The 22,392-nt window shown below is 60.4% G+C and carries 18 protein-coding genes and 2 tRNA genes; 1 reads left to right on the top strand and 19 read right to left on the bottom strand.

Annotated features, from left to right (window positions below; all coding sequences use genetic code 11):
- Positions 1–105 precede the first annotated feature (105 nt).
- Entirely contained in the window at positions 106–573 is a 468-nt protein-coding gene (locus N4G42_RS25620; protein ID WP_409557790.1) for an HAD domain-containing protein, read from the bottom strand.
- Between the two features lie 108 nt (positions 574–681).
- On the opposite strand from N4G42_RS25620, the gene N4G42_RS02305 reads away from it, so the two are divergent.
- Positions 682–921: a helix-turn-helix transcriptional regulator gene (locus N4G42_RS02305; RefSeq protein WP_260666007.1), complete on the top strand. Its 240-nt coding sequence runs from the start codon at positions 682–684 to the stop codon at positions 919–921.
- Positions 922–1,341: 420 nt separating this feature from the next.
- On the opposite strand, the gene N4G42_RS02300 is transcribed toward N4G42_RS02305, so the two are convergent.
- From N4G42_RS02300 to N4G42_RS02215, 18 genes are all read right to left on the bottom strand, one after another.
- Entirely contained in the window at positions 1,342–1,863 is a 522-nt protein-coding gene (locus tag N4G42_RS02300; RefSeq protein ID WP_260666006.1) for an HAD domain-containing protein, read from the bottom strand.
- 400 nt (positions 1,864–2,263) lie between these two features.
- A complete protein-coding gene (locus N4G42_RS02295) occupies positions 2,264–3,682 on the bottom strand; it encodes a tyrosine-type recombinase/integrase (RefSeq protein ID WP_260666004.1) in 1,419 nt (472 codons plus the stop codon).
- A complete protein-coding gene (locus N4G42_RS02290; RefSeq protein WP_260666002.1) occupies positions 3,675–3,917 on the bottom strand; it encodes a hypothetical protein in 243 nt (80 codons plus the stop codon). Before N4G42_RS02290 ends, N4G42_RS02295 begins: the two co-directional genes overlap by 8 nt.
- Positions 3,918–4,069: 152 nt before the next feature.
- A tRNA-Phe gene (locus tag N4G42_RS02285) sits at positions 4,070–4,145 on the bottom strand.
- 60 nt (positions 4,146–4,205) lie between these two features.
- A complete protein-coding gene (locus N4G42_RS02280; RefSeq protein WP_060986598.1) occupies positions 4,206–4,889 on the bottom strand; it encodes a response regulator in 684 nt (227 codons plus the stop codon).
- 42 nt (positions 4,890–4,931) lie between these two features.
- Positions 4,932–7,226, bottom strand: coding sequence for an ATP-binding protein (locus N4G42_RS02275; RefSeq protein WP_260666001.1), 2,295 nt, complete (start codon positions 7,224–7,226; stop codon positions 4,932–4,934).
- Complete coding sequence (locus tag N4G42_RS02270; protein WP_108498076.1) at positions 7,223–7,834, bottom strand: DUF4390 domain-containing protein; 612 nt, start codon at positions 7,832–7,834, stop codon at positions 7,223–7,225. The genes N4G42_RS02275 and N4G42_RS02270 overlap by 4 nt, the downstream gene beginning before the upstream one ends.
- A gap of 10 nt (positions 7,835–7,844) precedes the next feature.
- Complete coding sequence (gene rsmB, locus N4G42_RS02265; protein ID WP_409557791.1) at positions 7,845–9,260, bottom strand: 16S rRNA (cytosine(967)-C(5))-methyltransferase RsmB; 1,416 nt, start codon at positions 9,258–9,260, stop codon at positions 7,845–7,847.
- 75 nt (positions 9,261–9,335) lie between these two features.
- Entirely contained in the window at positions 9,336–9,944 is a 609-nt protein-coding gene (locus tag N4G42_RS02260) for a LemA family protein (RefSeq protein WP_260665999.1), read from the bottom strand.
- Positions 9,945–10,123: 179 nt separating this feature from the next.
- Complete coding sequence (rpoC, locus tag N4G42_RS02255; RefSeq protein WP_056745839.1) at positions 10,124–14,359, bottom strand: DNA-directed RNA polymerase subunit beta'; 4,236 nt, start codon at positions 14,357–14,359, stop codon at positions 10,124–10,126.
- Positions 14,360–14,380: 21 nt separating this feature from the next.
- Positions 14,381–18,493 carry a DNA-directed RNA polymerase subunit beta gene (gene rpoB / locus N4G42_RS02250; protein WP_056745841.1) on the bottom strand — a complete coding sequence of 1,371 codons (4,113 nt, stop codon included), beginning with the start codon at positions 18,491–18,493 and terminating at the stop codon, positions 14,381–14,383.
- A 266-nt stretch (positions 18,494–18,759) separates the two neighbouring features.
- Positions 18,760–19,137: a 50S ribosomal protein L7/L12 gene (gene rplL, locus N4G42_RS02245; protein WP_008907085.1), complete on the bottom strand. Its 378-nt coding sequence runs from the start codon at positions 19,135–19,137 to the stop codon at positions 18,760–18,762.
- Between the two features lie 40 nt (positions 19,138–19,177).
- Positions 19,178–19,702, bottom strand: a complete 525-nt coding sequence (rplJ, locus tag N4G42_RS02240; RefSeq protein ID WP_034695835.1) for a 50S ribosomal protein L10 — start codon at positions 19,700–19,702, stop codon at positions 19,178–19,180.
- A 241-nt stretch (positions 19,703–19,943) separates the two neighbouring features.
- The gene (rplA, locus tag N4G42_RS02235; RefSeq protein ID WP_056059944.1) at positions 19,944–20,639 is read right to left on the bottom strand and encodes a 50S ribosomal protein L1; all 696 of its coding nucleotides are present in this window, start codon (positions 20,637–20,639) and stop codon (positions 19,944–19,946) included.
- Positions 20,640–21,071 (bottom strand): 50S ribosomal protein L11, encoded by a 432-nt coding sequence (gene rplK / locus N4G42_RS02230; protein ID WP_008907082.1) that lies wholly within the window; start codon positions 21,069–21,071, stop codon positions 20,640–20,642. It lies immediately after the preceding gene.
- Positions 21,072–21,231: 160 nt separating this feature from the next.
- Positions 21,232–21,828 (bottom strand): transcription termination/antitermination protein NusG, encoded by a 597-nt coding sequence (gene nusG, locus N4G42_RS02225; RefSeq protein WP_015012231.1) that lies wholly within the window; start codon positions 21,826–21,828, stop codon positions 21,232–21,234.
- Positions 21,825–22,211: a preprotein translocase subunit SecE gene (gene secE, locus N4G42_RS02220; RefSeq protein WP_056641821.1), complete on the bottom strand. Its 387-nt coding sequence runs from the start codon at positions 22,209–22,211 to the stop codon at positions 21,825–21,827. Before secE ends, nusG begins: the two co-directional genes overlap by 4 nt.
- Positions 22,212–22,302: 91 nt before the next feature.
- A tRNA-Trp gene (locus N4G42_RS02215) sits at positions 22,303–22,378 on the bottom strand.
- Positions 22,379–22,392: the final 14 nt, after the last annotated feature.

Here is a 22,392-nt window from a genome sequence, read left to right as displayed (position 1 = left end):
GTAATAGCCGACCCGGCCGCTGGCACTCTGACTCGAATTACCTAGACTCTTCGAGCAGCTTTCGCGACTGCTGCGTTTGCTGGCCCCTGCTGACATCTTGCACGCCTAAAGACTCAGGGCAAGACGCTCCAAATCGTGTCTTAATTTTTCGAGTGCATCACCTGTGGCACCAAAACGACTGTCCGTAACTACGACACCCGAAAAAAACGGTTCGAAAAGATAAGGTCGGTCATCAATCGCAAGCCATACATCATGGCTTTGCCTATTAGCCCGCATCCACGCTATGCACTCGGCATGTCGTGGAAACCCCAAAAACCGTTCAGGAACCGCATCGAGACTCACCTGATGAGGTGTCATACCGACAACTCTCTCAGCGACGTCAGCACTGAATCTCGCCCTCAAAGCCACAAGCGGGTATTGGATTCGCCAGGTGCTGCTAACAACAACTTCGGTTGAAGGCACGTGCCGAAGTACGTCTTCGATACCCGAGAGCCAACAAAAATGCTTACTCTCGTGACAGTGCAAAGGATGCGTAACGCCATCGAAATCCAGAAATAACGTTACTCTTCGCATGGACACAGAATGTAGAAGAGGATTCTAATATCGACCATAAAATTAAACAGCCGTGTCAAAAATATAAACCACCATCCGCTATACGTATCTTCCAATAGGCAGATACACATGAATAATCAAACTGATGAGCGCTGCCATACGCTCAATGATGAGCAAGCGCTGCTTGATAAGCAACAAGTTGCCCGCGCGCTAAGCATCTCAATTCGTACAGTCGACAACCTCGTGAAATCAGGTGATTTCCCACCCGGCGTCCGAATGGGGCGATTCCTTTACTGGTCGCAACGAACCATCGCAACTTGGCGCAGAAATCAATTTGCAAGCCAGGAGCGCTGGCGCCCTCGTACGTAAGCGCAAGCGCGGAGCGAAAGGACGAGAGACCACTCATTAACTCCCGCTCACCCTCCGCGCTGGTAGTGCTCAGTTAGCGCACACTCTCTGGCAATAGCTTTTTCGACGGCTTCTCGAATCCGCGCCTCTACTTCAGTCTCCCGTCTAGCTTCCTCACCTTGCTTAGCGGCAATGAGGGCTGGAAGTGGGTCCAACAGTCGTTTTTTTCGTACTTGAGGAGCAGACTCCGGTAGTTCTGACCGCTCTTTCTGGAAAGCTGCAATCCGAAGGTCAACCTCTCTGATATATCTCTCAGCCCTCTCTCGAACTACCTCATCCGACTCCTCTTGCTCTTCTTCGTCACTGAACTCACTAATCATCTCAATCTGCGTTCCAAATTTCAAAGAACTAACTACTCGCCCCACAGCCTTGGAAAGGCCTCTAAAGATTGCTTTTACTACCCGCACTCCCTAGCCATCTGAGCCTTTCTACGAATCGCGCATGGGTCTCAGGGTCGGAAATACCCTCCTGCTCATGCGTACGCACAAAATTCTCCAGATATTCATCTGGCCACCCATCTGTGTTGTCATCTAGAGCCAACCACGCAAGTGGTTTTCGCCGTAACACATCTTCATAAACTTGCTGCCCACGAGGCAAGTTAGTGAAATACCCTTCGTCTATCTTAGAGTGGAAGGTTGCGCCGATAACGCGTTCCCGTAGATTCTGAGGAAGTCGTTTTGCAGTCGCCGAGTACCCGTAACGGCGCAGCCAAGACGTACTCAGCACTATTCTTATATCCGGGTATGGTTCTAGTAGCTTCTCTAGAAGCGGAGCGTGCTGAAAAAGCGTATATCCGTCAGGCGCTACAAGATAAGCACCACGCCGAGGATGCCAAAGGCAATTCTCATGGTGAAGAACACCATCAAAATCCAAGTACAAGAGCCGACCGCCCTCTCCTTTCACCAGAATATCTCACAGCTTGAGGCATTGGGAAGTACCAACGAATAATGGCTACTTTGATATTCACAGGGATTGTCAGCACTCAGCATCCAGCGATTGGAACCAAAAATCCGAGCCCTGTCACCTTGTTGTGAATCAACCCCGCGGGCCGGTCTAGTTTTGTTCTGTCAGTATTGATTTCTATACTGATAATCAAAGCATCTGGCACAGTCAGAAAACGGCGTAGAACACCATTATCAGAACAGGCACCGACCTACTCATTCGCACTAAAAAATTGCCTCGCGGCAATTTCTAGTGCTAATAGAGGACCGCTATAGCGCTTGAGCCCAGGAGACATTTCCCGCACGGGGGCCACAAACCTGCCCTACCCGAGCTTGGAGTCGGAGCCTGAAGCAGCACATCTCTATCGCGAAGCTTGCTTAGCCCCCTGTCGCACAGGCAGGCGCACGACATTCGTCGCCTCCACGGCAACACCATCTGAGCCAGCTCCGCTCAACTCCGCCGAACGTGCAGCTGTCACAGCCATGGCGGCGAACTCGCGCAGCTGCTCAGTCGTCATCGTCAATGTCTGATTGCTATTGCTTTGTGCAGCCCCCGATGGAACTCTCGGCGCCGAAGCTGGTGTTTCTGGAGACGCATGCAGAACAGCCACCGCATCGTCAGCGGTAATGTTCATGTAGCGCATGACCATCTCAATCGTTTTGTGCCCAGTAAGTGCTTGCACCAGGAACACATTTCCTGTTTTCAAACCCATGCGCGTAGCGGCAGTGCGCCTCAAGTCATACAGCTGTAGATTGGTAACCCCTGCACGCTTACATGCATCATTCCACGCGCCCCTCAAGGCCTCGTAAGTGATGCGAACAATAGGGTCATCCGGAGCACCGGGATTCAGTTCACGCAGCGCCTGTATCGCCGCCGGAGAGAGCGGCACTTCGCGCGCGCCAGTTTTTCCATCTCCGAGTGTGAGAATTCGCCGGTTCCAGTCGACATTCTTCCAGCGCGCGTGTGCAAGCGGCTCAGAAGTGCGCATACCCGTCTCTCTGAGCAACGCAACTGTAGGTCCGACAAGAGTGTTTCGGCATGAAGCAATAGCCAAGTCCATGGCGGCCTGCTCTTCAGCTGACATACAGCGTTTGCGCACGTTCTTCACCGGCGGCAGCTTAAGGCTCGTGCACGGGTTTTCTCGATGCTCAAGCCAGCGCCAGGTTGTGCGAGCGTAGTTGAACACTCCCCGCAGCAAAGCACGCTCTAGCGATACCGTGGCTGCTGCGTTGCCATCATCGACCATGGCATTCATGAACTGCTGTACGTCGCTTCGCGTGATGTCGGACATGCGCCTGCATGCCAAAACGGCACGATAACGCTCTGTGTTCGCGTTCTTCGTCAACTGCGCAGCTCGGTGCGCGCTCAGACCTTTAGGGATTTTCCGCTCTGTTGTATGAGGCTTGAGCGAGACGCGGAAATACACGTTCCGCGCACCCATGTCCTGTTGGCCTTGCTGCCCCTCTTCCTGGGCCAGACACTTCACTTCGAGCAGGTCGAGTCCAGCGGAACGCAGATAGTTGTTGATGCGTACTGCATCTTGGACAGCGCCTTTAAGGAAGCGCAGGCGCTCTAGAGCATATGTCTGCATTGCCTGGCCCAGCGTCGTGCGCTCCGGCCCGGGCTGACGAGGCGCCCGACCCCGGTCAATCTCGACTTTGCGCAGACTCATAGCCTTGAGAACAGCAGCTTTGGTCGGATAGCCGGACAGGTAGACGTCGTGACCTTCGTGCCTAGCGCGTACGCACCAGCCTTTCCCCTCTTGATAGGGCTTAGCCATAGCGCACCTCCATCCGAGGCGCCAGGGGCCTTATGGGGCCGTACAGCGAGGCAGGGAACGCGCCGACTGCATTGAGCGCAGACAGCAATGAGAGACTGACAACCATAAACAACTCCAGATGTGGAATCGAGTACAGCGACGTTTCTTTAGCCTTTCGGCAAAAAAACTGCAGTCGAAAGCGCCCCTCTTTGGCCGCAAAGAAGTCGGACATCGCCGAGCTCAATGCGGTCGTCATCGCGCAATGAAGCGCAGTGACTTGCCAACCATACGCATTGCTTTCCCAGTGCAAGTGTCAGAACCTGCGTCAGAAAAACAAAAAAGCGACCTGTTTTACGGGTCGCTTGTTTTGCATCTCTTCGTAAACCGTTGATTCACAAAGAGAAATTTTGGTGGCCTGGGGCGGAATCGAACCACCGACACAAGGATTTTCAATCCTCTGCTCTACCGACTGAGCTACCGGGCCTGAGCCTCAAATTATAGCCAGAAAAATCAGTGCTTCCGGCAAAAGGCACAAATTAATTGATCAGCCGCGCTTGCCGCGCCCCAAATCCACGCCCAGCTGGCGCAGCTTGCGGTACAGGTGGGTGCGCTCCAGGCCCGTCTTTTCGGCCACGCGCGTCATGGAGCCGCCTTCGCGGGCCAGGTGAAACTCGAAGTAGGCTTTCTCGAAACCATCGCGCGCTTCGCGCAGGGGGCGATCCAGGTCAAACCCCTGGTGGGCGTGGGGGCCGGGGTCCACCCCCGCCATCACCGCAGAAACGGCAGGCAGCTGCGAGAACGTCGGATCGGCCGGAGCGGCAGCGGGTGCGGACACAGCAGCCACGGGTGCAGCCTGGTGGGCCGCGTTGCGGGCCAGGCCCTGCTCCACGGCCTTGAGCAGCTTTTGAAGGGTAATGGGCTTTTCGAGGAACGAGAAAGCGCCGATGCGCGTGGCCTCCACCGCCGTGTCGATGGTGGCGTGGCCGCTCATCATGATGACCGGCATGGTGAGCACGCCCGCCGTCGCCCACTCTTTGAGCAACGAGACGCCGTCGGTGTCGGGCATCCAGATGTCCAGCAGCACCAGGTCATAGCTGTTGCCTGCCCGGGCGGCTCGGGCCTGGGTCGCATTTTCTGCGAGGTCTACGCTGTGACCTTCGTCGTTCAGGATTTCCGACAGCAGATCACGAATGCCGAGCTCATCGTCGACCACCAGAATGTTTGCCATGTGTGTTGAAGCGCCTTGGGGAGGTACTGCGGGGCGGTGTTGTTATGACGCCACCGCTGGTTCAGGGGCGAATGATAACGACACTTGGGCGCCGCGCACCACGCCTTCTTCGGTGCGGTTGGACAGTTCGATGCGCGCTCCGTGCTCATCTGCGATCTTTTTGACGACGGCCAAACCCAGGCCGGTGCCGCGCGGTTTGGTGGTGACATAGGGTTCGAAAGCGCGCTGCAGGATGTGGGACGGAAAGCCCCCGCCGCTGTCCGATACCGTGAGCCGCACACGGCGTGACGATTCGCTCCAGCGGGTGCTGATGCGCACCGGCGGCACGGGCTCGGAGGCCCCGGCGCGGGCCTGCTCGGTCGAGTCCTGGGCGTTCTGCAGCAGGTTGTGTACGACCTGGCGCAACTGCTGCGCATCGCCCGCAATCCAGGGGCAGCGCGGGTCCAGCTCGGCTTCTACAGGCACGGTGGCGTTTTCTGCCCCATACAAATGGAGCACGTCGGCGACCAGGGCATTGAGGTCCAGCGCATGCAGTTCGGCGGCAGGCAAGCGCGCGTAATCGCGGAACTCGTTGACCAGTCGCTTCATCGCATCTACCTGGTCCACGATGGTCTTGACGGACTTGGCGAGGATGGCTTGTTCAGGGTCCGGCAGCTTGCCCGACAGCTTCATTTCAAGGCGCTCGGCCGACAGCTGGATGGGGGTCAGCGGGTTCTTGATTTCGTGCGCCAGCCGTCGCGCCACCTCGCCCCAGGCCTGCGCACGCTGGGCCGAAACGATCTCCGAAATGTCGTCAAAAACCAACAGTCGGGTGGCATCGGGCAGCTCGGCACCTCGCGCTACCAGGCTGGTGGCATGTTGTCCGGCGCCGCCGGAGGAGGCATGCAGCTCGAACGGCTGCTGCCAATGGTCCAGGCCATGGCGTTCATGGTCCCCCAAAAAAGCATCGAAATGGCCCTGGACCGACGCGGCAAACTCTGCGAGGCCCGGCACTTCGGACAGAGGCCTCCCCTCATAAGCGGCCATGGGAGCGCGCAGGATGCGGGTGGCGCCGGGGTTGGACGAACGGATCAGCCCCTGCGCATCCAGCACGATGACACCCGCCGTAAGGTTGTCCAGAATGGTCTGCAGGTTGGCGCGGGAGGCATCGACCTCGCCCATGCTCTGCTCCACCGCCTGGCGCGCGTCTGCCAGTTGCTGGGTCATGAGCGCGAACGAGCGCGTCAGCCCACCCAACTCATCTTTGCTTTGCAGCGCGGCCTTGGGACTCAGATTGCCCGCAGCCACCTCGCGCACCCCCTCTGCAAGCACCAACAAGGGCCGCGCCAGCTGGTTGCCCAGCAGCACCGCCAGCAGCACAGCGCCGAACACCGCCAGGAACAGACTCAGCGTGAGCGTGCCCACATACATGCGCCGCAGCCCGCCCCGGGCCAGCGCACGCTCCTGGTATTCACGATTGGCCTCCTGCACGGCGATGGCGTTGGCCACCAAGGCTGGCGGCAGGGGCAAGGTGGCCTGCAGATAGCGCGGCTCCATCAACAGGCCCACGCTGGGGCTGCTGACCAGGGCCAGCACCTTGACCCGCGCGTTCTGCGCGGCAGCCGGGTCGGAAATGTCGTCCAGCCCTTCGATCTGCGCCGTGGCGCGCTGCTGGCGCGCCGTGCGCAGCAAGGCAGCGCCGGGCCGCTCGGGGTTGAGGCTGAAGCGCGACTGCCCCGCGCTGGCCACCGCCTGACCGGACGCGTTCCAGAGCACCACGTCGGTCGCGCCGAGCTGGTCGCGAATACGCTCCAGCACCAGGCCTGCAGCGGCATCGGGCACCTGGGCCACCTGGGCGCTGGCATTGCGGGTCTTGGCGGCCATGTCCGTGGCCAACGAGTCCAGCGACACGCGGGCCAGGTTGACGCCCGCAGACAGAGCCCCCTCCACCTTCACGTCGAACCAGCTTTCGATGGAGCGCGTGACGAACTGGTAGGACACCACATAGATCAGCAGCCCCGGCATGAGCCCCACCAGCGCAAAAATGGCTGCGAGCTTGACCAGCAGGCGGCTGCCAAAGCGCCCCTTGCGCAGGCGCAAGCCCAGGCGCACCGCCACCCAGCCCAGCACCAGCAGCAGCAGCAGCGCTACAAACACGTTGACGCCGAAGAGCCAGGCGTAGTTGCGCTCGTACAGCACACGGTTGTTGGTGGCCAGCGTCAGCAAGAACAGCAGTACCAGACCGATGGCCGACATGATGGCAGCGCCCACGCCCACGGCCCAGCGCACTGCGCGGGACTGGCGGGCGGTGGCGTGGGTCGATGCCGAAACGCCGGTGGATGGGGGGGACGTGCTCACTTGACTGGCTCTGCGCCCAGGCGCTGGCTGCGGGACACCAGCAGGTTCCAGCCCGACCGGCCGACCGCGCCGATCTGGAAAGGACGGGGCAGCTGGGACATGTCGAGGCGGAAGCGGAAGTTCACCGTATGCACGGCATCGGACTCGATCACATCCCGTTCAGCGATCTTCCAGCGTGAAAAACGCTGAATCGACGACAAGGCATCGGCGTAATTGTCAAAATTCTGACCCAGCACCACGCCCAGCCCGCTGTTGGTGAAAGGCGTGGAGGAGATGTTGAGACGCCACCGGCGGGTGAGCGGTTGGTAGCTCAGGCGGAAGTACCGGGTGGTCTCGGCCACCTGCCGGTCGGACCAGTACCAGCGGTCGCGCAGCACCTGGGCGTCGGCCACGAAGAACATGGGAATGCCTTTTTGCAAGGCGTCTTCGGCCAGCTCGGGCAGTTCAAATTGCAGGTTGGCGCTCAGGTAAAGACCGTCGTCCCCGCGTTCGAGGCGCAGGTCACCCACCTCGGAGGAGGCCGCCTGTGCCGCTACGGCCTGCGGCACCCAGCAGAGCACCGTCCCCCAAAACAGCACAAACCATGCACACACCAGCCACCAGCGCATGCCCCAGGGCTCATTGCGCCGATTTTTGCAACAGTGCGTAAAAAAAGCCGTCGTGCTCACCGGTCAGATTGTCCGGGACAGCCCCGACCTTGTCCGCGTTGCCGGGAATTAAATGCCCCGGCGACGGCAGCATTTGCGCATCGGTGTTGTGTGCAAGAAACGTTTGCACCTGGGCATCACCCTCTGCCCGGAAGACGGAACAAGTGCAATACAGCAGGCGCCCGCCGGGACGCAACAGCGGCCACAGGGCCTTGAGCAGGGCCGCCTGCAGGGTTGCCAGCTGGGCAATGTCGGATTCACGGCGCAGCCAGCGCACGTCTGGATGGCGACGCACAATGCCGGACGCGGTGCACGGTGCGTCGAGCAGGATGGCGTCGAACGGGACGCCGCCGCACTGCGACTGCCACCAGTCCTGCGGGCGGGCAGCATCGGCCACCAGGACCTGGGCCGTCAGCCCCAGGCGCTGCAGGGTTTCACCAATGCGGACGCTGCGTGTGGCATCGATTTCCAGCGCCGTGACCTGCAAGGGAGACTGCGGACCCGCCATCTCCAGCAAGTGCGCCGTCTTGCCGCCGGGGGCGGCGCAGGCGTCGAGCACGCGCAAGGGCTGACTTAGATCCAGCCCTTGCAGCAGCAAAGGAGCCGCCTGCTGGGCGGCGGCGTCCTGCACGGACACCCAGCCCTCCGCAAAGTGTGGCAGCGACTGAACGGGCACCGCCTGACGCAGCGCGACGCCATGCTGGCCCACCACAATCGCTCCTAAACCAATAGCATCCAAGGCATGTAAATACTGCGCTACCGTGCATTTTTGTTCGTTGACCCGCAACACCATGGGTGCGTGGGCATTGTTGGCCTGCAGGATCTGCTCCCAGTGCTGGGGGTGGTCCTTGCGCAGGCGCTGCACCCACCACGCCGGATGGTTCCAGCGCGCCACGGGATCGTTGTCGGTGGCGGCCACCAGGGCGTCGCGCTCGCGCAGAAAACGGCGCAGGCAGCCGTTGATGAACGAGGCCTGCGCGCGGGTGGCCGGGTGGTGCTTGGCCGCCTCCACCGCCTGGTTCACCAGGGTGAAGGGTTCGTAGGGCGAGGCCTGCGGGTCCCAGCACAGCGCCAGCGCGCTGCACAGCAGCGCATCGGCGGCGGGTGCGGGGGCACGGGCGGCCAGCTGTCGGCGCAGGGCCTCGGCCCGCCCGGCCTGGCGCAATACCTGGAACAACAGGGCCTGCGCGCCAGGGCGCAGCGCGATCTCTATAGCCGCCAGCGCTGCCGTGCCGGACTGCCCACCGCGGATCGCCTGCAAGGCGCCAGCCACCGCTGTCAGCAACCGCCACAGAGGAACCGTCGTGGCACTCGACGGAGTCGCCCTATCGGATGAGACCGCAGCAGAACCCGCCTGCGGAGACTGCAGGCCGGAGCCTGCGCGCATGGGACGCGGCGCGTTGCCACCGGTGCGGCGGGGACGGTGCTGGGGAGGTGGAGTCATCGTGATCCTGAAAACGGGTTACAGCGCACGTGCCGCCTTGAACCCGAACACCCAGGCCAGCAGGCTGGCCGGAAACTGGGCAATGGCACTGTTGTACTGCACCACGGCCTCATTGAACACGCGAATCGCTTGCTCGTTCTGCACGGCGTGTTCGTCCCAGCGCACCTGCCACACGGACAGGACCACGGGCGCAGACCCTGGGGTTACCGTACCGGCATCAGCGGTCGGGACCAACGCTGTTGGCTGTGCAGGGTCGGCCAGCAACTTCTGCAAGGCGGTGGCCCAGGTCGCTCGCAGCACTTCACGGGCGGCCGTGAACGCGGCCACCGCATCGCCCTGCAACGGGCGGGCGCGCGCCACGGCCAGCGACGCACTCAATTGCGTCACGGCGCCCTGCAGCGCGGCCAGCTCTTGTGCCCCGGCATCGGCCAGCAAGCTGCCGCGCTGTACGGTCTGCGCCGCCCCGAACTCGCCGAGCAACGCCACCAGCCGCACCATGTGCGCGTCAAAACTGCCGAACGACTGAACGACGGCCGAGCGCAGGCGCATCAGACGGTTGTAGGCCCCCAGGGCCCAGAACAGAAAGACGGCAAAAGCAATCCAGAAGAGGGGCGACGACCACAGCATGCACAGTTGCCGGAGCGGATGCTGCTGCACCCGTCGCGGCCGGAAAAACAAAAAGTTGAAACAAACGACGGGCGGTGAAAAGACACGCGTCCATCAAAAACGCCCCCGGCCTGCCTGGGACAGGACGGGGGCGCTGTGGCGACCGCAGCAGGGCCTGAGGGAGGCCTTGCTGTTTTCTATCAGTCTGCCGCTGCGTCGGTGGCAGTGACGCTGCCACTGTCCACATCCGAGGCGTCCGACTGGGCTGCCATTTCGGCGGCTTCGGCTTCGGCGATGGCGCGGCGCTCGGCGTCGTCCATGGCGTCCTTGGCCTTGCGTGCCTGGTGGTAGGCCAGACCCGTGCCGGCAGGGATCAGGCGACCCACGATCACGTTTTCCTTCAGGCCACGCAACTCGTCGCGCTTGCCCATGATGGCAGCCTCGGTAAGCACACGGGTCGTTTCCTGGAAGGAAGCGGCCGAGATGAACGAGTCGGTAGACAGAGATGCCTTCGTGATACCCAGCAACAGGTTGCTGTAGGTCGCAGGGATCTTGCCCTCGGCCTGCAGTGCCTCGTTGGTGTTGAGGATCTCGGAGCGCTCGACCTGCTCGCCGGCAATGTAGTTCGACTCGCCGACGTTCTCGACCACGACGCGGCGCAGCATCTGGCGAACGATCACCTCGATGTGCTTGTCGTTGATCTTCACGCCCTGCAAGCGGTACACGTCCTGCACTTCATCGACGATGTAGCGCGAGAGTTCTTCGATACCCAGCAAACGCAGAATGTCTTGTGGGTCGGCCGGGCCGTCCACAATCGATTCGCCCTTGTTCACCACCTGGCCTTCGTGCACCAGGATGTTCTTTTCCTTGGGCACGAGCTCTTCGAACACGCGACCTTCAGGGTCAGTGATCTGCAGGCGAACCTTGCCCTTGGTTTCCTTGCCGAACGACACGGTACCGGTCATTTCGGCCAGGGTGCCCTTGTCCTTCGGTGTACGGGCTTCGAACAGCTCGGCCACGCGGGGCAGACCGCCGGTAATGTCGCGGGTCTTCTGGCCTTCGACCGGAATACGCGCCAGCACTTCGCCGGGGCCCACGTCCTGGCCATCGCGCACCTGGATCAGAGCACCGACCTGGAAGCCGATGGTCACCGAGTGGTCGGTACCAGGGATCTTCACTTCGTTGCCCTGGGCGTCGATCAGCTTCACCTGCGGACGCACCACCTTGGCGGCACCACGGCGCTTCGGATCGATCACCACCAGCGTGGACAGACCGGTCACTTCATCGACCTGCTTGGCCACCGTCAGGCCTTCTTCGACGTTCTCGAACTTGGTCTGGCCGGCGAACTCGGTGATGATGGGTCGCGTCAGCGGGTCCCAGTTGGCCAGGATCGTACCGGCCTTGATCTGCTGGTCGGCCTTCACCGTCAGCGTCGCACCGTAAGGCACCTTGTGGCGCTCACGCTCGCGGCCATGCTCGTCCTGGATGATGATTTCACCCGAACGTGCAATCACCACCAACTCGCCCTTGGTGTTGCTCACGTAGCGCATCGTGGCGTTGAAGCCGATCACGCCGTTGGACTTGGCTTCCACGCTCGACGCGATGGCTGCACGCGAAGCGGCACCACCGATGTGGAACGTACGCATGGTCAGCTGCGTGCCGGGCTCGCCGATGGACTGGGCAGCGATCACACCCACGGCTTCGCCGAGGTTGATCAGGCCACCGCGGCCCAGGTCGCGGCCGTAGCACTTGGCGCACAGGCCGTAGCGGGTTTCGCAGGTCAGGGCCGTGCGCACCTTCACTTCGTCCACGCCAGCGGCTTCCAGCTCTTCGATCAGGTCTTCGTCCAGCATCACACCAGCTTCGACCAGCACCGCACGGTTCTCGGGGTGCAGCACGTCCTCAGCCGCAGTGCGGCCCAGGATACGCTCGCGCAGCGATTCGATCACTTCACCGCCTTCGACGATGGCGCGCATCAGCGAACCATTGGCCGTGCCGCAATCTTCTTCGGTCACAACCAGGTCTTGCGTCACGTCCACCAGACGGCGGGTGAGGTAACCGGAGTTCGCCGTCTTCAGCGCCGTGTCGGCCAGACCCTTACGGGCACCGTGGGTGGAGATGAAGTACTCCAGCACGTTCAGACCTTCGCGGAAGTTCGCGGTAATGGGCGTCTCGATGATCGAGCCGTCTGGCTTGGCCATCAGACCCCGCATACCAGCCACCTGACGGATCTGGGCAGCAGAGCCGCGGGCACCGGAGTCGGCCATCATGTAGATGGAGTTGAAAGACTCCTGGTCCACTTCCTTGCCGTGGCGGTCGGTGACCTTCTGCTTGGACAGCTGGGCCATCATCACCTTGGACACTTCGTCGCCGGCCTTGCCCCAGATATCCACCACCTTGTTGTAGCGCTCGCCAGACGTCACCAGACCGGACACGTACTGCTGTTCGATCTCTTTGACTTCCTTCTCGGAGCGCTCAATGATGCCGGCCTTCTGCGGAGGCACCAGCATGTCGTCGATGGCAATGGAGATACCGGCGCGCGTAGCCAGGCGGAAACCGTTTTGCAGCAGCTTGTCTGCAAACACCACGGTTTCTTTCAGGCCGCACTTGCGGAAGCTCACGTTGATGAGCTTGGAGATTTCCTTCTTCTTCAGCGCCTTGTTCATGTTGCTGAACGGCAGGCCCTTGGGCAGGATCTCGGACAGCAGTGCGCGGCCTGCAGTGGTTTCCACCAGCGAGGTCGAGGGCACAAACTCGCCCGTGGCCTTGTCCTTGGTCCACTCGGTCATGCGCACCGTGATCTTGGCAGCCAGTTCGACCTGGCCAGCGTCCAGGGCACGCTGCACTTCGCCGGTGTCAGCGAACACCAGGCCTTCACCCTTGCCGTTGATACGGTCACGGGTGGCGTAGTACAGACCCAGCACCACGTCCTGCGAAGGCACGATGGAGGGTTCGCCCGAGGCGGGGAACAGCACGTTGTTGGAGGCCAGCATCAGCGTGCGGGCTTCCATTTGTGCTTCCACCGACAGCGGGACGTGCACAGCCATCTGGTCACCGTCGAAGTCGGCGTTGAAGGCCGCGCAGACGAGGGGGTGCAGCTGGATGGCCTTGCCTTCGATCAGGATGGGTTCAAAGGCCTGGATGCCCAAACGGTGCAGCGTAGGTGCACGGTTCAGCATCACGGGGTGTTCCTTGATGACCTCTTCCAGGATGTCCCACACCACGGGGGTGCCGGATTCGACTTCCTTCTTGGCGGCCTTGATCGTCGTCGCGATGCCCATGGCTTCGAGGCGCGAGAAGATGAAAGGCTTGAACAGCTCCAGCGCCATCAGCTTGGGCAGACCGCACTGGTGCAACTTGAGCGTTGGGCCCACGGTGATCACGGAACGACCCGAGTAGTCCACGCGCTTGCCCAGCAAGTTCTGGCGGAAACGGCCGGACTTGCCCTTGATCATGTCGGCCAGCGACTTCAGCGCGCGCTTGTTGGCGCCCGTCATGGCCTTGCCACGGCGGCCGTTGTCCAGCAGCGAGTCGACGGCTTCCTGCAGCATCCGCTTTTCGTTGCGGGCGATGATTTCAGGGGCCTTCAGCTCCAGCAGGCGGCGCAGACGCGAGTTGCGGTTGATGACCCGGCGATACAGGTCATTCAGGTCGGACGTAGCGAAGCGGCCGCCATCCAGTGGCACCAGCGGACGCAGGTCCGGTGGCAGCACGGGCAGCACTTCGAGCACCATCCACTCGGGCTTGATGCCCGACTTCTTGAAGGCTTCGAGCACCTTCAGACGCTTGGCGTTCTTCTTGACCTTGACTTCGGAGCCGGTCAGGTCACCGCGCAGGCGTTCGATCGACAGGTCGATGTCGATGGATTCCAGCAGGTCCTTGATGCCTTCGGCGCCCATCTTGGCGATGAACTCGTCGCCGTATTCCTTGCGCTTGGCGTCGTAGTCGTCCTCGGACATGATGCTGAACTTCTTCAGCGGGGTCATGCCGGGGTCGGTCACCACGTACGCTTCAAAGTACAGCACGCGTTCGATGTCGCGCAGCGTCATGTCGAGCACCAGGCCCAGACGCGAAGGCAGCGACTTCAGGAACCAGATGTGAGCGCAAGGCGCGGCCAGATCAATGTGGCCCATGCGCTCGCGACGCACCTTGGTCTGCGTGACTTCAACGCCGCACTTCTCGCAAATCACACCGCGGTGCTTGAGGCGCTTGTACTTGCCGCACAGGCATTCGTAGTCCTTGATAGGACCAAAAATCTTGGCGCAGAACAGACCGTCACGCTCGGGCTTGAATGTGCGGTAGTTGATGGTTTCGGGCTTCTTCACTTCGCCGAAAGACCACGAACGGATCTTTTCGGGCGAAGCCATGCCGATGCGGATGGCATCGAAATGCTCGTCCGGCGTGAATTGCTTGAACAGGTCGAGTAGCGATTTCATAGTGACTCTTTCCTTTTCTGCTTAGGAGCGTTCCAGCTCGATGTCCAGGCCCAGCGAACGGATTTCCTTGACCAGCACGTTGAACGATTCCGGCATGCCGGCTTCGATGGCGTGTTCGCCCTTGACGATGGACTCGTACACCTTGGTACGGCCCACGACGTCGTCGGACTTCACGGTCAGCATTTCCTGCAGCACATAGGCGGCGCCGTAAGCTTCCAGCGCCCACACTTCCATTTCCCCGAAACGCTGGCCACCGAACTGTGCCTTACCACCCAGCGGCTGCTGCGTGACGAGCGAGTAAGGACCGGTCGAGCGGGCGTGCATCTTGTCGTCCACCAAGTGGTGCAGCTTCAGGTAGTGCATGTAGCCGATGGTGGTCGGGCGCTCAAAGCGCTCGCCCGTGCGGCCATCAAACAGATAAGCCTGTGTACGGGTCGGTGTCAGGCCCTTGCGCTCAGCAATATCGTCCGGGTAGGCGATCTTGAGCATGTCCTTGATTTCTTCTTCCGAAGCACCATCAAACACGGGGGTAGCGTAAGGCACACCACTCGTCAGGTTTTCCGCCATGGCCATCAGGTCGTCGTCGCTCAGTTGCGACAGGTCTTCCTTGCGGCCGCGAGAGTTGTACACCTCTTCGAGGAAGGTGCGCAGCTCGGACGCCTTGGCCTGCTCCTGGAGCATGTTGCCGATGCGCTGACCAATGCCCTTGCCGGCCCAGCCCAGGTGGACTTCCAGCACCTGACCAATGTTCATCCGCGAGGGCACGCCCAGCGGGTTCAGAACGATGTCGGCAGGCGTGCCGTCGGCCATGTAGGGCATGTCTTCGACCGGAACGATCTTGGACACCACCCCCTTGTTACCGTGGCGGCCAGCCATTTTGTCGCCAGGCTGCAGACGGCGCTTGACGGCCAGGTACACCTTGACCATCTTGAGCACGCCAGCAGGCAGCTCGTCGCCTTGCGTGAGCTTCTTGCGCTTTTCTTCAAAGGCCAGGTCGAAGCTGTGGCGCGTTTGCTCCAGCGCGTTCTTGATGGATTCGAGCTGGGTGGCGACTTCGTCTTCCGCAGGGCGGATGTCGAACCAGTGGAACTTTTCGACGGAAGCCAGATAGGCCTTGTCGATCTTCGTGCCCTTGGCGAGCTTCTGTGGGCCGCCGTTGGCCACGCGGCCGGTCAGCAGCTTCTCGATACGATCAAAGGCGTCGGCCTCCACGATGCGCAGCTGGTCGTTCAGGTCCAGACGGAAGCGCTTGAGTTCATCGTCGATGATCTGCTGGGCGCGCTTGTCACGCTGGATGCCTTCGCGGGTGAACACCTGCACGTCGATCACGGTGCCGGACGACCCCTGGTCCACGCGCAGCGACGTGTCCTTCACGTCGGAAGCCTTCTCGCCGAAGATGGCGCGCAGCAGCTTCTCCTCAGGCGTGAGGGTGGTTTCGCCCTTGGGCGTGACCTTGCCGACCAGCGTGTCGCCGGGTTGCACTTCAGCGCCTACGTAGATGATGCCGGACTCGTCCAGACGGTTCAGTTGCTGTTCCGACAGGTTCGGAATGTCACGTGTGATTTCTTCTGCACCCAGCTTCGTGTCGCGAGCCATGACCACCAGCTCTTCGATGTGGATCGAGGTGTAGCGGTCTTCGGACACCACGCGTTCGGAGATCAGGATCGAGTCTTCGAAGTTGTAGCCGTTCCAGGGCATGAACGCGATCAGCATGTTCTGGCCGATGGCGATTTCGCCAAAGTCCGTCGATGCACCGTCGGCCACGACGTCACCCTTGACCAGCTTGTCACCCTTCTTGACGATAGGACGCTGGTGGATGTTGGTGTTCTGGTTGGAACGCTGGTACTTGATGAGGTTGTAGATGTCCACACCCACTTCACCGGCCACGGCTTCGTCGTCGTTCACGCGGACCACGATACGGGTGGCATCCACGTAATCCACGATACCACCACGTGTAGCGGTCACCACGGTGCCCGAGTCCACAGCGGCCACGCGCTCAATGCCCGTACCGACCAGGGGCTTTTCAGGACGCAGCACAGGCACGGCCTGGCGCGACATGTTGGCGCCCATCAACGCGCGGTTCGCGTCATCGTGCTCCAGGAATGGCACCAGCGAGGCTGCCACCGACACGATCTGCGCGGGCGACACGTCCATGTACTGCACGCGGTCTGCGCCGCACAGAATCGACTCACCCTTTTCACGGGCTGAGACCAGTTCGCCCGTCAGACGACCGTCCTTGTCGAGCTGCGCATTGGCCTGCGCAATCACGTATTTGCCTTCTTCGATCGCCGACAGATAGTCGATGTCGTTGGTCACCTTGCCATCCACCACACGACGGTACGGGGTCTCAATGAAACCGTACTCATTCAGGCGGGCGTACAGAGCCAGCGAGTTGATCAGACCGATGTTGGGACCTTCAGGCGTTTCGATTGGGCAGACGCGACCGTAGTGGGTCACGTGCACGTCACGCACTTCGAAGCCTGCACGTTCACGGGTCAGACCGCCTGGGCCGAGGGCAGATACACGGCGCTTGTGCGTGATTTCCGCCAGCGGGTTGGTCTGGTCCATGAACTGTGACAGCTGCGACGCGCCGAAGAATTCCTTCAGCGCTGCCGAGATCGGCTTGCTGTTGATCAGGTCATGGGGCATCAGAGGCTCTTGCTCGGCCTGGCCCAGACGCTCCTTCACAGCCTTTTCGATACGCGCCAGGCCTGTGCGGTACTGGTTTTCGGCCAGTTCGCCCACGCAGCGCACGCGGCGGTTGCCCAGGTGATCGATGTCATCGACTTCGCCGTTGCCGTTGCGCAGGTCCACCAGGATCTTGACCACGGCCAGGATGTCTTCGTTGGACAGCACCATAGGGCCGGTGGATTCGTCGCGGCCAATCTTGGCGTTGAACTTCATGCGACCCACGCGCGACAGGTCGTACGTGTCGGGGTTGTAGAACAAGCGCTGGAACAGGGCCTGCACGGCGTCTTCTGTGGGCGGCTCGCCGGGGCGCATCATGCGGTAGATGGCCACGCGGGCAGCGAACTCGTCCACCGTTTCATCGATGCGCAGGGTCTGCGAGATGTAGGCGCCTTGGTCCAGTTCGTTCGTGTAAATGACCTGCAGGTCTTGCACGCCGGCAGTACGCAGCTTCTTGAGCAGCGCTTCAGTCAGTTCTTCATTGGCCTTGGCGATGATTTCGCCCGTGTCGGCGTCCACAATGTTGCGAGCGACCACACGGCCAATCAGGAAGTCTTCTGGCACGCTGATGTGCGTGGTGCCAGACTGCTCCAGTTCGCGGGTGTGACGGGCCGTGACGCGCTTGTCCTTGGCCACAACCACCTTGCCCGACTTGTCGGTGATGTCGAAACGTGCCACTTCGCCACGCAGGCGCTCGGAGACAAACTCCATCTGCGCACCGCTGTCCATCAGACGGAAGTTGTCGTTGACGAAGAAGTTCGCCAGGATGGACTCGGGGTTCAGGCCGATGGCCTTGAGCAGAATCGTGACCGGCATCTTGCGGCGACGGTCCACGCGGAAGTACAGGATGTCCTTGGGGTCGAACTCGAAGTCGAGCCAGGAGCCGCGGTACGGGATGATCCGAGCCGAGAACAGCAGCTTGCCCGAGCTGTGGGTCTTGCCCTTGTCATGCTCGAAAAACACGCCTGGCGACCGGTGCAGCTGCGACACGATCACGCGCTCCGTGCCGTTGATGATGAACGAGCCCTTGTCGGTCATCAGGGGCACTTCACCCATGTAGACCTCTTGCTCCTTCACTTCCTTGACCACCTTGGACTGCGACGTCGAGGACTCGCGGTCATAGATGATCAGTTGCACCTTGGCGCGCACGGCCGAGGCGAACGTCAGACCACGCGTCTGGCACTCACGCACATCGAAGGCAGGCTTTGCCAGGTTGTACTCAATGAACTTCATCTCCACAAAACCGTTGTGGGAGACGATGGGGAAGGCAGCGTCGAATGCAGCCTGAAGGCCTTCGATGGTTCTTTTCTGGGGTGCTGTATCTGCCTGCAGGAAAGCGGTGTATGCATCCTTCTGCATCTGCAGCAGATAAGGAACTTCGAGCACGCTATCGCGGGTGCCGAAACTTTTGCGAATTCGCTTGCGTTCGGTGTAGGAATAGGCCATGAGATCTCCGGGCAAAGACATGAGTCCTGGGTCTTCGACGACTGACCCGCAAGGAGCGTGGTCCTTACGGGCTTGGCGGTTGGCCACTACCAACCATGGCGGACGGTGATGCGTTGCACATCACCCGAACCAAGGCGTCTTCTGCTGTCGGGGTTGTCAGAAGACACTCGAAAGCCTCGTTGCAGACGGGGCTTACGGGTGCTCTCTGAAAGCACCAAAGGCTGGAGGCCCTTTGAGGAGCACTCCAGCCCTTGAGCAAGACCGAATTACTTGAGTTCGGCCTTGGCGCCGGCTTCCACCAGCTTCTTGACGGCTGCTTCGGCGTCGGCCTTGGCAATGCCTTCCTTGACGTTCTTGGGAGCGCCGTCCACCAGGTCCTTGGCTTCCTTGAGGCCCAGGCCGGTGATTTCGCGCACTGCCTTGATGACGGACACCTTGTTGGCGCCGGCTTCGGTCAGCACCACGTTGAATTCCGTCTTTTCTTCAGCAGCAGCGGCGCCAGCGCCACCACCAGCGGCAGCAGGAGCAGCCATAGCTGCAGCGCTCACGCCAAACTTCTCTTCAATGGCCTTCACCAGGTCATTGAGTTCCAGAACCGTCATGCTGTCCAGCGCGGTCAAAAATGCGTCTTTATCGAATGCCATTTTGATTTCCTAACAATTGTGTTGGTTGACTGCCCAGCTATCAAGCTGCTGCAGGTTCGGCGGCCGGTGCGGCTGCGCCTTCGCCTTTTTTCGCCGCCAGTGCGCCCAGCACAACGGCTGTACGCGACATGGGGGACATAAGCAAGCCACAAATCTGAGCCAGCAGAACTTCCTTGGAAGGAATGTTGGCCAGTTGCTTCACGCCGTTGACGTCCAGGGCTTTACCGCCGAAAGCGCCACCGCGAATCACCAACTTGTCGTTGGTCTTCGCAAAGTCAGCCACCACTTTCGCGGCAGCCACGGCGTCTTCGGAGAAGCCATAGATCAGGGGACCGGTCATCTGGTCTGCCACCACGTCAAACTGGCTGCCTGCCACAGCACGGCGGGCCAGGGTGTTCTTCAGAACACTCAGGCTCACACCCTTGCTGCGAGCATCAACGCGCAGTTTGGTCATGTCGGCGACCGTGATGCCACGGTATTCCGCGATCACAAGCGTTTGAGCTTTAGCGGCGAGGCTGGTCACTTCACTGATGACCGCTTCTTTCTCACTGCGATTAAGACTCAAGGTCTACTCCTTAAATTGCGCACTCAGGCTTGCACCCTCCTGCGCGCTCTTGTTGCAGCGACCAACTGTTTCGGAACGAATTCCATCTGCAGCGGGATCGCCATCTGCGTTGGCCCCGCAAGGGGATTAAGTGCGGCGAGCCACACACCAACGGTCTTGGATGGCCTGCAGGCAGGTATTGCACCACCCACAGCCCACCACATCAGGCCCTTTGAAAAAGGCCCGAAGATTTCAATCGCAATTACGCTGCGATGGATTGCGTATCCACGCGGACGCCAACGCCCATCGTGGAGGACACAGCGACCTTGCGCAGGTACAGACCCTTGCTCGAAGCTGGCTTGGCCTTGTTCAGTGCATCGATCAGCGCAGCCAGGTTGCCTTGCAGCTTTTCGTTGTCGAACGAACGGCGGCCAATGGTGCTGTGCACGATACCGGCCTTGTCCACGCGGAACTGCACCTGACCAGCCTTGGCGTTCTTCACAGCCGTGGCAACGTCAGGAGTCACGGTGCCAACCTTGGGGTTAGGCATCAGACCACGAGGGCCCAGAATCTGGCCCAGCGTACCCACAACGCGCATAGCGTCGGGGGCAGCAATCACCACGTCGAAAGGCATGTCACCAGCCTTGACCATGGCAGCCAAGTCGTCCATGCCAACGATGTCAGCACCCGCAGCCTTGGCTTCTTCCGCCTTGGCGCCTTGTGCAAACACAGCGACACGGGTCGTCTTGCCAGTGCCATTGGGCAGCACCACGGCGCCACGCACCACTTGGTCCGACTTCTTGGCATCGATGCCCAATTGCACTGCCACGTCGATGGATTCATCGAACTTGGCCGTTGCAGCTTCTTTCACGAGCGCCACTGCGTCTGCAAAAGCGTACAGCTTGGTGCTGTCAACCTTGCCCTGCAGGGCCTTTTGCTTTTTCGTCAACTTGGCCATTTACAAACCCTCCACCGTCACGCCCATCGAGCGCGCAGAACCAGCCAGCGTACGGACAGCAGCGTCAACGTTAGCGGCGTTCATGTCCTTCATCTTGGTCTTGGCGATCTCTTCGAGCTGTTCGCGCGTGATCTTGCCAACCTTGGTCTTCAGGGCATTGGAAGAACCCTTTTCGAGCTTGATGGCCTTCTTGATCAGAGTCGTCGCAGGCGGCGTCTTGATGATGAAGGTAAAGCTCTTGTCTGCGAACGCCGTGATGACCACGGGCAGTGGCAGACCTGGCTCCACACCTTGGGTCTGCGCATTGAATGCCTTGCAGAACTCCATGATGTTGAGGCCACGTTGACCCAGTGCTGGGCCGATCGGTGGGGATGGATTGGCCTTACCAGCTGGAACTTGCAGCTTGATAAAACCGACGATTTTTTTCGCCATGCTTTACTCCTGACGGGTCATAACGCTTGTGTTGCACCATGCAACCACCAGCTCCCCGGGTTAACGACTCACTGTGACGACGTCCGCACCGAGCCGAAAAGTGCGGCGTCCAAAATCTTTGCCCTGACTGCCGAGGCAGTCAGGCTTGTCCTCGACAGATTTATGTCTTTTCGACCTGTCCGAACTCCAGCTCCACAGGGGTCGAGCGACCGAAAATCATCACAGAGACGCGCACGCGACTCTTTTCGTAATTGACTTCCTCGACAGAGCCATTGAAGTCCGTGAAAGGACCTTCCTTGACGCGCACCAACTCGCCCACCATGAACTCGATCTTGTGGCGTGGTTTGTCGGTGCCTTCCTGCATCTGGCTGACGATCTTTTGCACTTCGTCTTCCGAGATGGGGGCAGGCCTGTTCTTGGCGCCGCCCACGAAACCTGTGACCTTGTTGGTGTGCTTCACCAAGTGCCAGGTATCGTCATCCATCACCATCTCAACGAACACATAGCCAGGGAACAAGCGACGCTCCGTCGTCTTGCGTTGACCGTTCTTCATTTCCACGACTTCTTCGGTCGGCACCAAGATCCGACCAAATTTGTCTTGCATGCCAGAACGGCCGATGCGCTCCTGAATGTTGCGTTCGACCGCTTTTTCCATGCCTGAATAGGCATGGACAATGTACCAGCGCAGGTCTGGATTGGCCGAGGCAGAAGCGCCTGCAGGAGCTTGTGCTCCCGTGATTTCCGCAGCGGTCGTCATGACTTTCTCCAACCCAAAATCAAGTCGTACAAGACCCACTCCAGCGTCTTGTCCGTGAACCACAGAAAAAGCGCCATGATGACCACAAAGGCAAACACATAGGCCGTCATCTGCAAGGTTTCCTTGCGCGTAGGCCAGACCACCTTTTTCACTTCGCGCCATGCGTCTTTGGCAAACGCGACGAATTGCCGCCCCGATTCCGACACCAAAAACACCGCCGCAGCCGCAACCAGCCCGACGATCAATGCCGCCCACTGCACGACAGCGCCTTGCTTGCTCAACAAATAAAAGCCCGCAACGGAGGCAATGACCAACGCCACTACCGCTGCGAGCTTGGCCTTGTCTGCGCCTGTATTGACAGTTTCAACCTGTGAAGTGGCCATCTTTGAGTATTTCCTGCTTCCTAGTCACGGCATCACTTAAGACACCGAAGCCCGCCAGGGTCTGGCGGGCTTGTTGGGGGCCACATTCAAGTGGCAGGGGCAGTAGGAATCGAACCTACAACCTTCGGTTTTGGAGACCGACGCTCTGCCAATTGAGCTATACCCCTGTATACCTTGCTTG

The organism is Acidovorax sp. K2F, from assembly GCF_025246485.1.
Taxonomy (GTDB): domain Bacteria; phylum Pseudomonadota; class Gammaproteobacteria; order Burkholderiales; family Burkholderiaceae_C; genus Acidovorax; species Acidovorax delafieldii.
Note: the sequence above shows the minus strand (reverse complement) of the source record. Positions and strands in the feature narration are given on the sequence as shown.

What these genes read in the sequence shown, in the direction of transcription:
- rpoC (WP_056745839.1), bottom strand. Translation starts at nt 14,359, where the DNA reads ATGAAATCGCTACTCGACCTGTTCAAGCAATTCACGCCGGACGAGCAT.
- N4G42_RS02280 (WP_060986598.1), bottom strand. Translation starts at nt 4,889, where the DNA reads ATGGCAAACATTCTGGTGGTCGACGATGAGCTCGGCATTCGTGATCTG.
- rpoB (WP_056745841.1), bottom strand. Translation starts at nt 18,493, where the DNA reads ATGGCCTATTCCTACACCGAACGCAAGCGAATTCGCAAAAGTTTCGGC.
- rplK (WP_008907082.1), bottom strand. Translation starts at nt 21,071, where the DNA reads ATGGCGAAAAAAATCGTCGGTTTTATCAAGCTGCAAGTTCCAGCTGGT.
- secE (WP_056641821.1), bottom strand. Translation starts at nt 22,211, where the DNA reads ATGGCCACTTCACAGGTTGAAACTGTCAATACAGGCGCAGACAAGGCC.
- rplA (WP_056059944.1), bottom strand. Translation starts at nt 20,639, where the DNA reads ATGGCCAAGTTGACGAAAAAGCAAAAGGCCCTGCAGGGCAAGGTTGAC.
- N4G42_RS02305 (WP_260666007.1), top strand. Translation starts at nt 682, where the DNA reads ATGAATAATCAAACTGATGAGCGCTGCCATACGCTCAATGATGAGCAA.
- nusG (WP_015012231.1), bottom strand. Translation starts at nt 21,828, where the DNA reads ATGACGACCGCTGCGGAAATCACGGGAGCACAAGCTCCTGCAGGCGCT.
- N4G42_RS02270 (WP_108498076.1), bottom strand. Translation starts at nt 7,834, where the DNA reads ATGCGCTGGTGGCTGGTGTGTGCATGGTTTGTGCTGTTTTGGGGGACG.
- N4G42_RS02295 (WP_260666004.1), bottom strand. Translation starts at nt 3,682, where the DNA reads ATGGCTAAGCCCTATCAAGAGGGGAAAGGCTGGTGCGTACGCGCTAGG.
- N4G42_RS25620 (WP_409557790.1), bottom strand. Translation starts at nt 573, where the DNA reads ATGCGAAGAGTAACGTTATTTCTGGATTTCGATGGCGTTACGCATCCT.
- N4G42_RS02290 (WP_260666002.1), bottom strand. Translation starts at nt 3,917, where the DNA reads ATGACGACCGCATTGAGCTCGGCGATGTCCGACTTCTTTGCGGCCAAA.
- rplL (WP_008907085.1), bottom strand. Translation starts at nt 19,137, where the DNA reads ATGGCATTCGATAAAGACGCATTTTTGACCGCGCTGGACAGCATGACG.
- rsmB (WP_409557791.1), bottom strand. Translation starts at nt 9,260, where the DNA reads ATGCGCGCAGGCTCCGGCCTGCAGTCTCCGCAGGCGGGTTCTGCTGCG.
- N4G42_RS02260 (WP_260665999.1), bottom strand. Translation starts at nt 9,944, where the DNA reads ATGCTGTGGTCGTCGCCCCTCTTCTGGATTGCTTTTGCCGTCTTTCTG.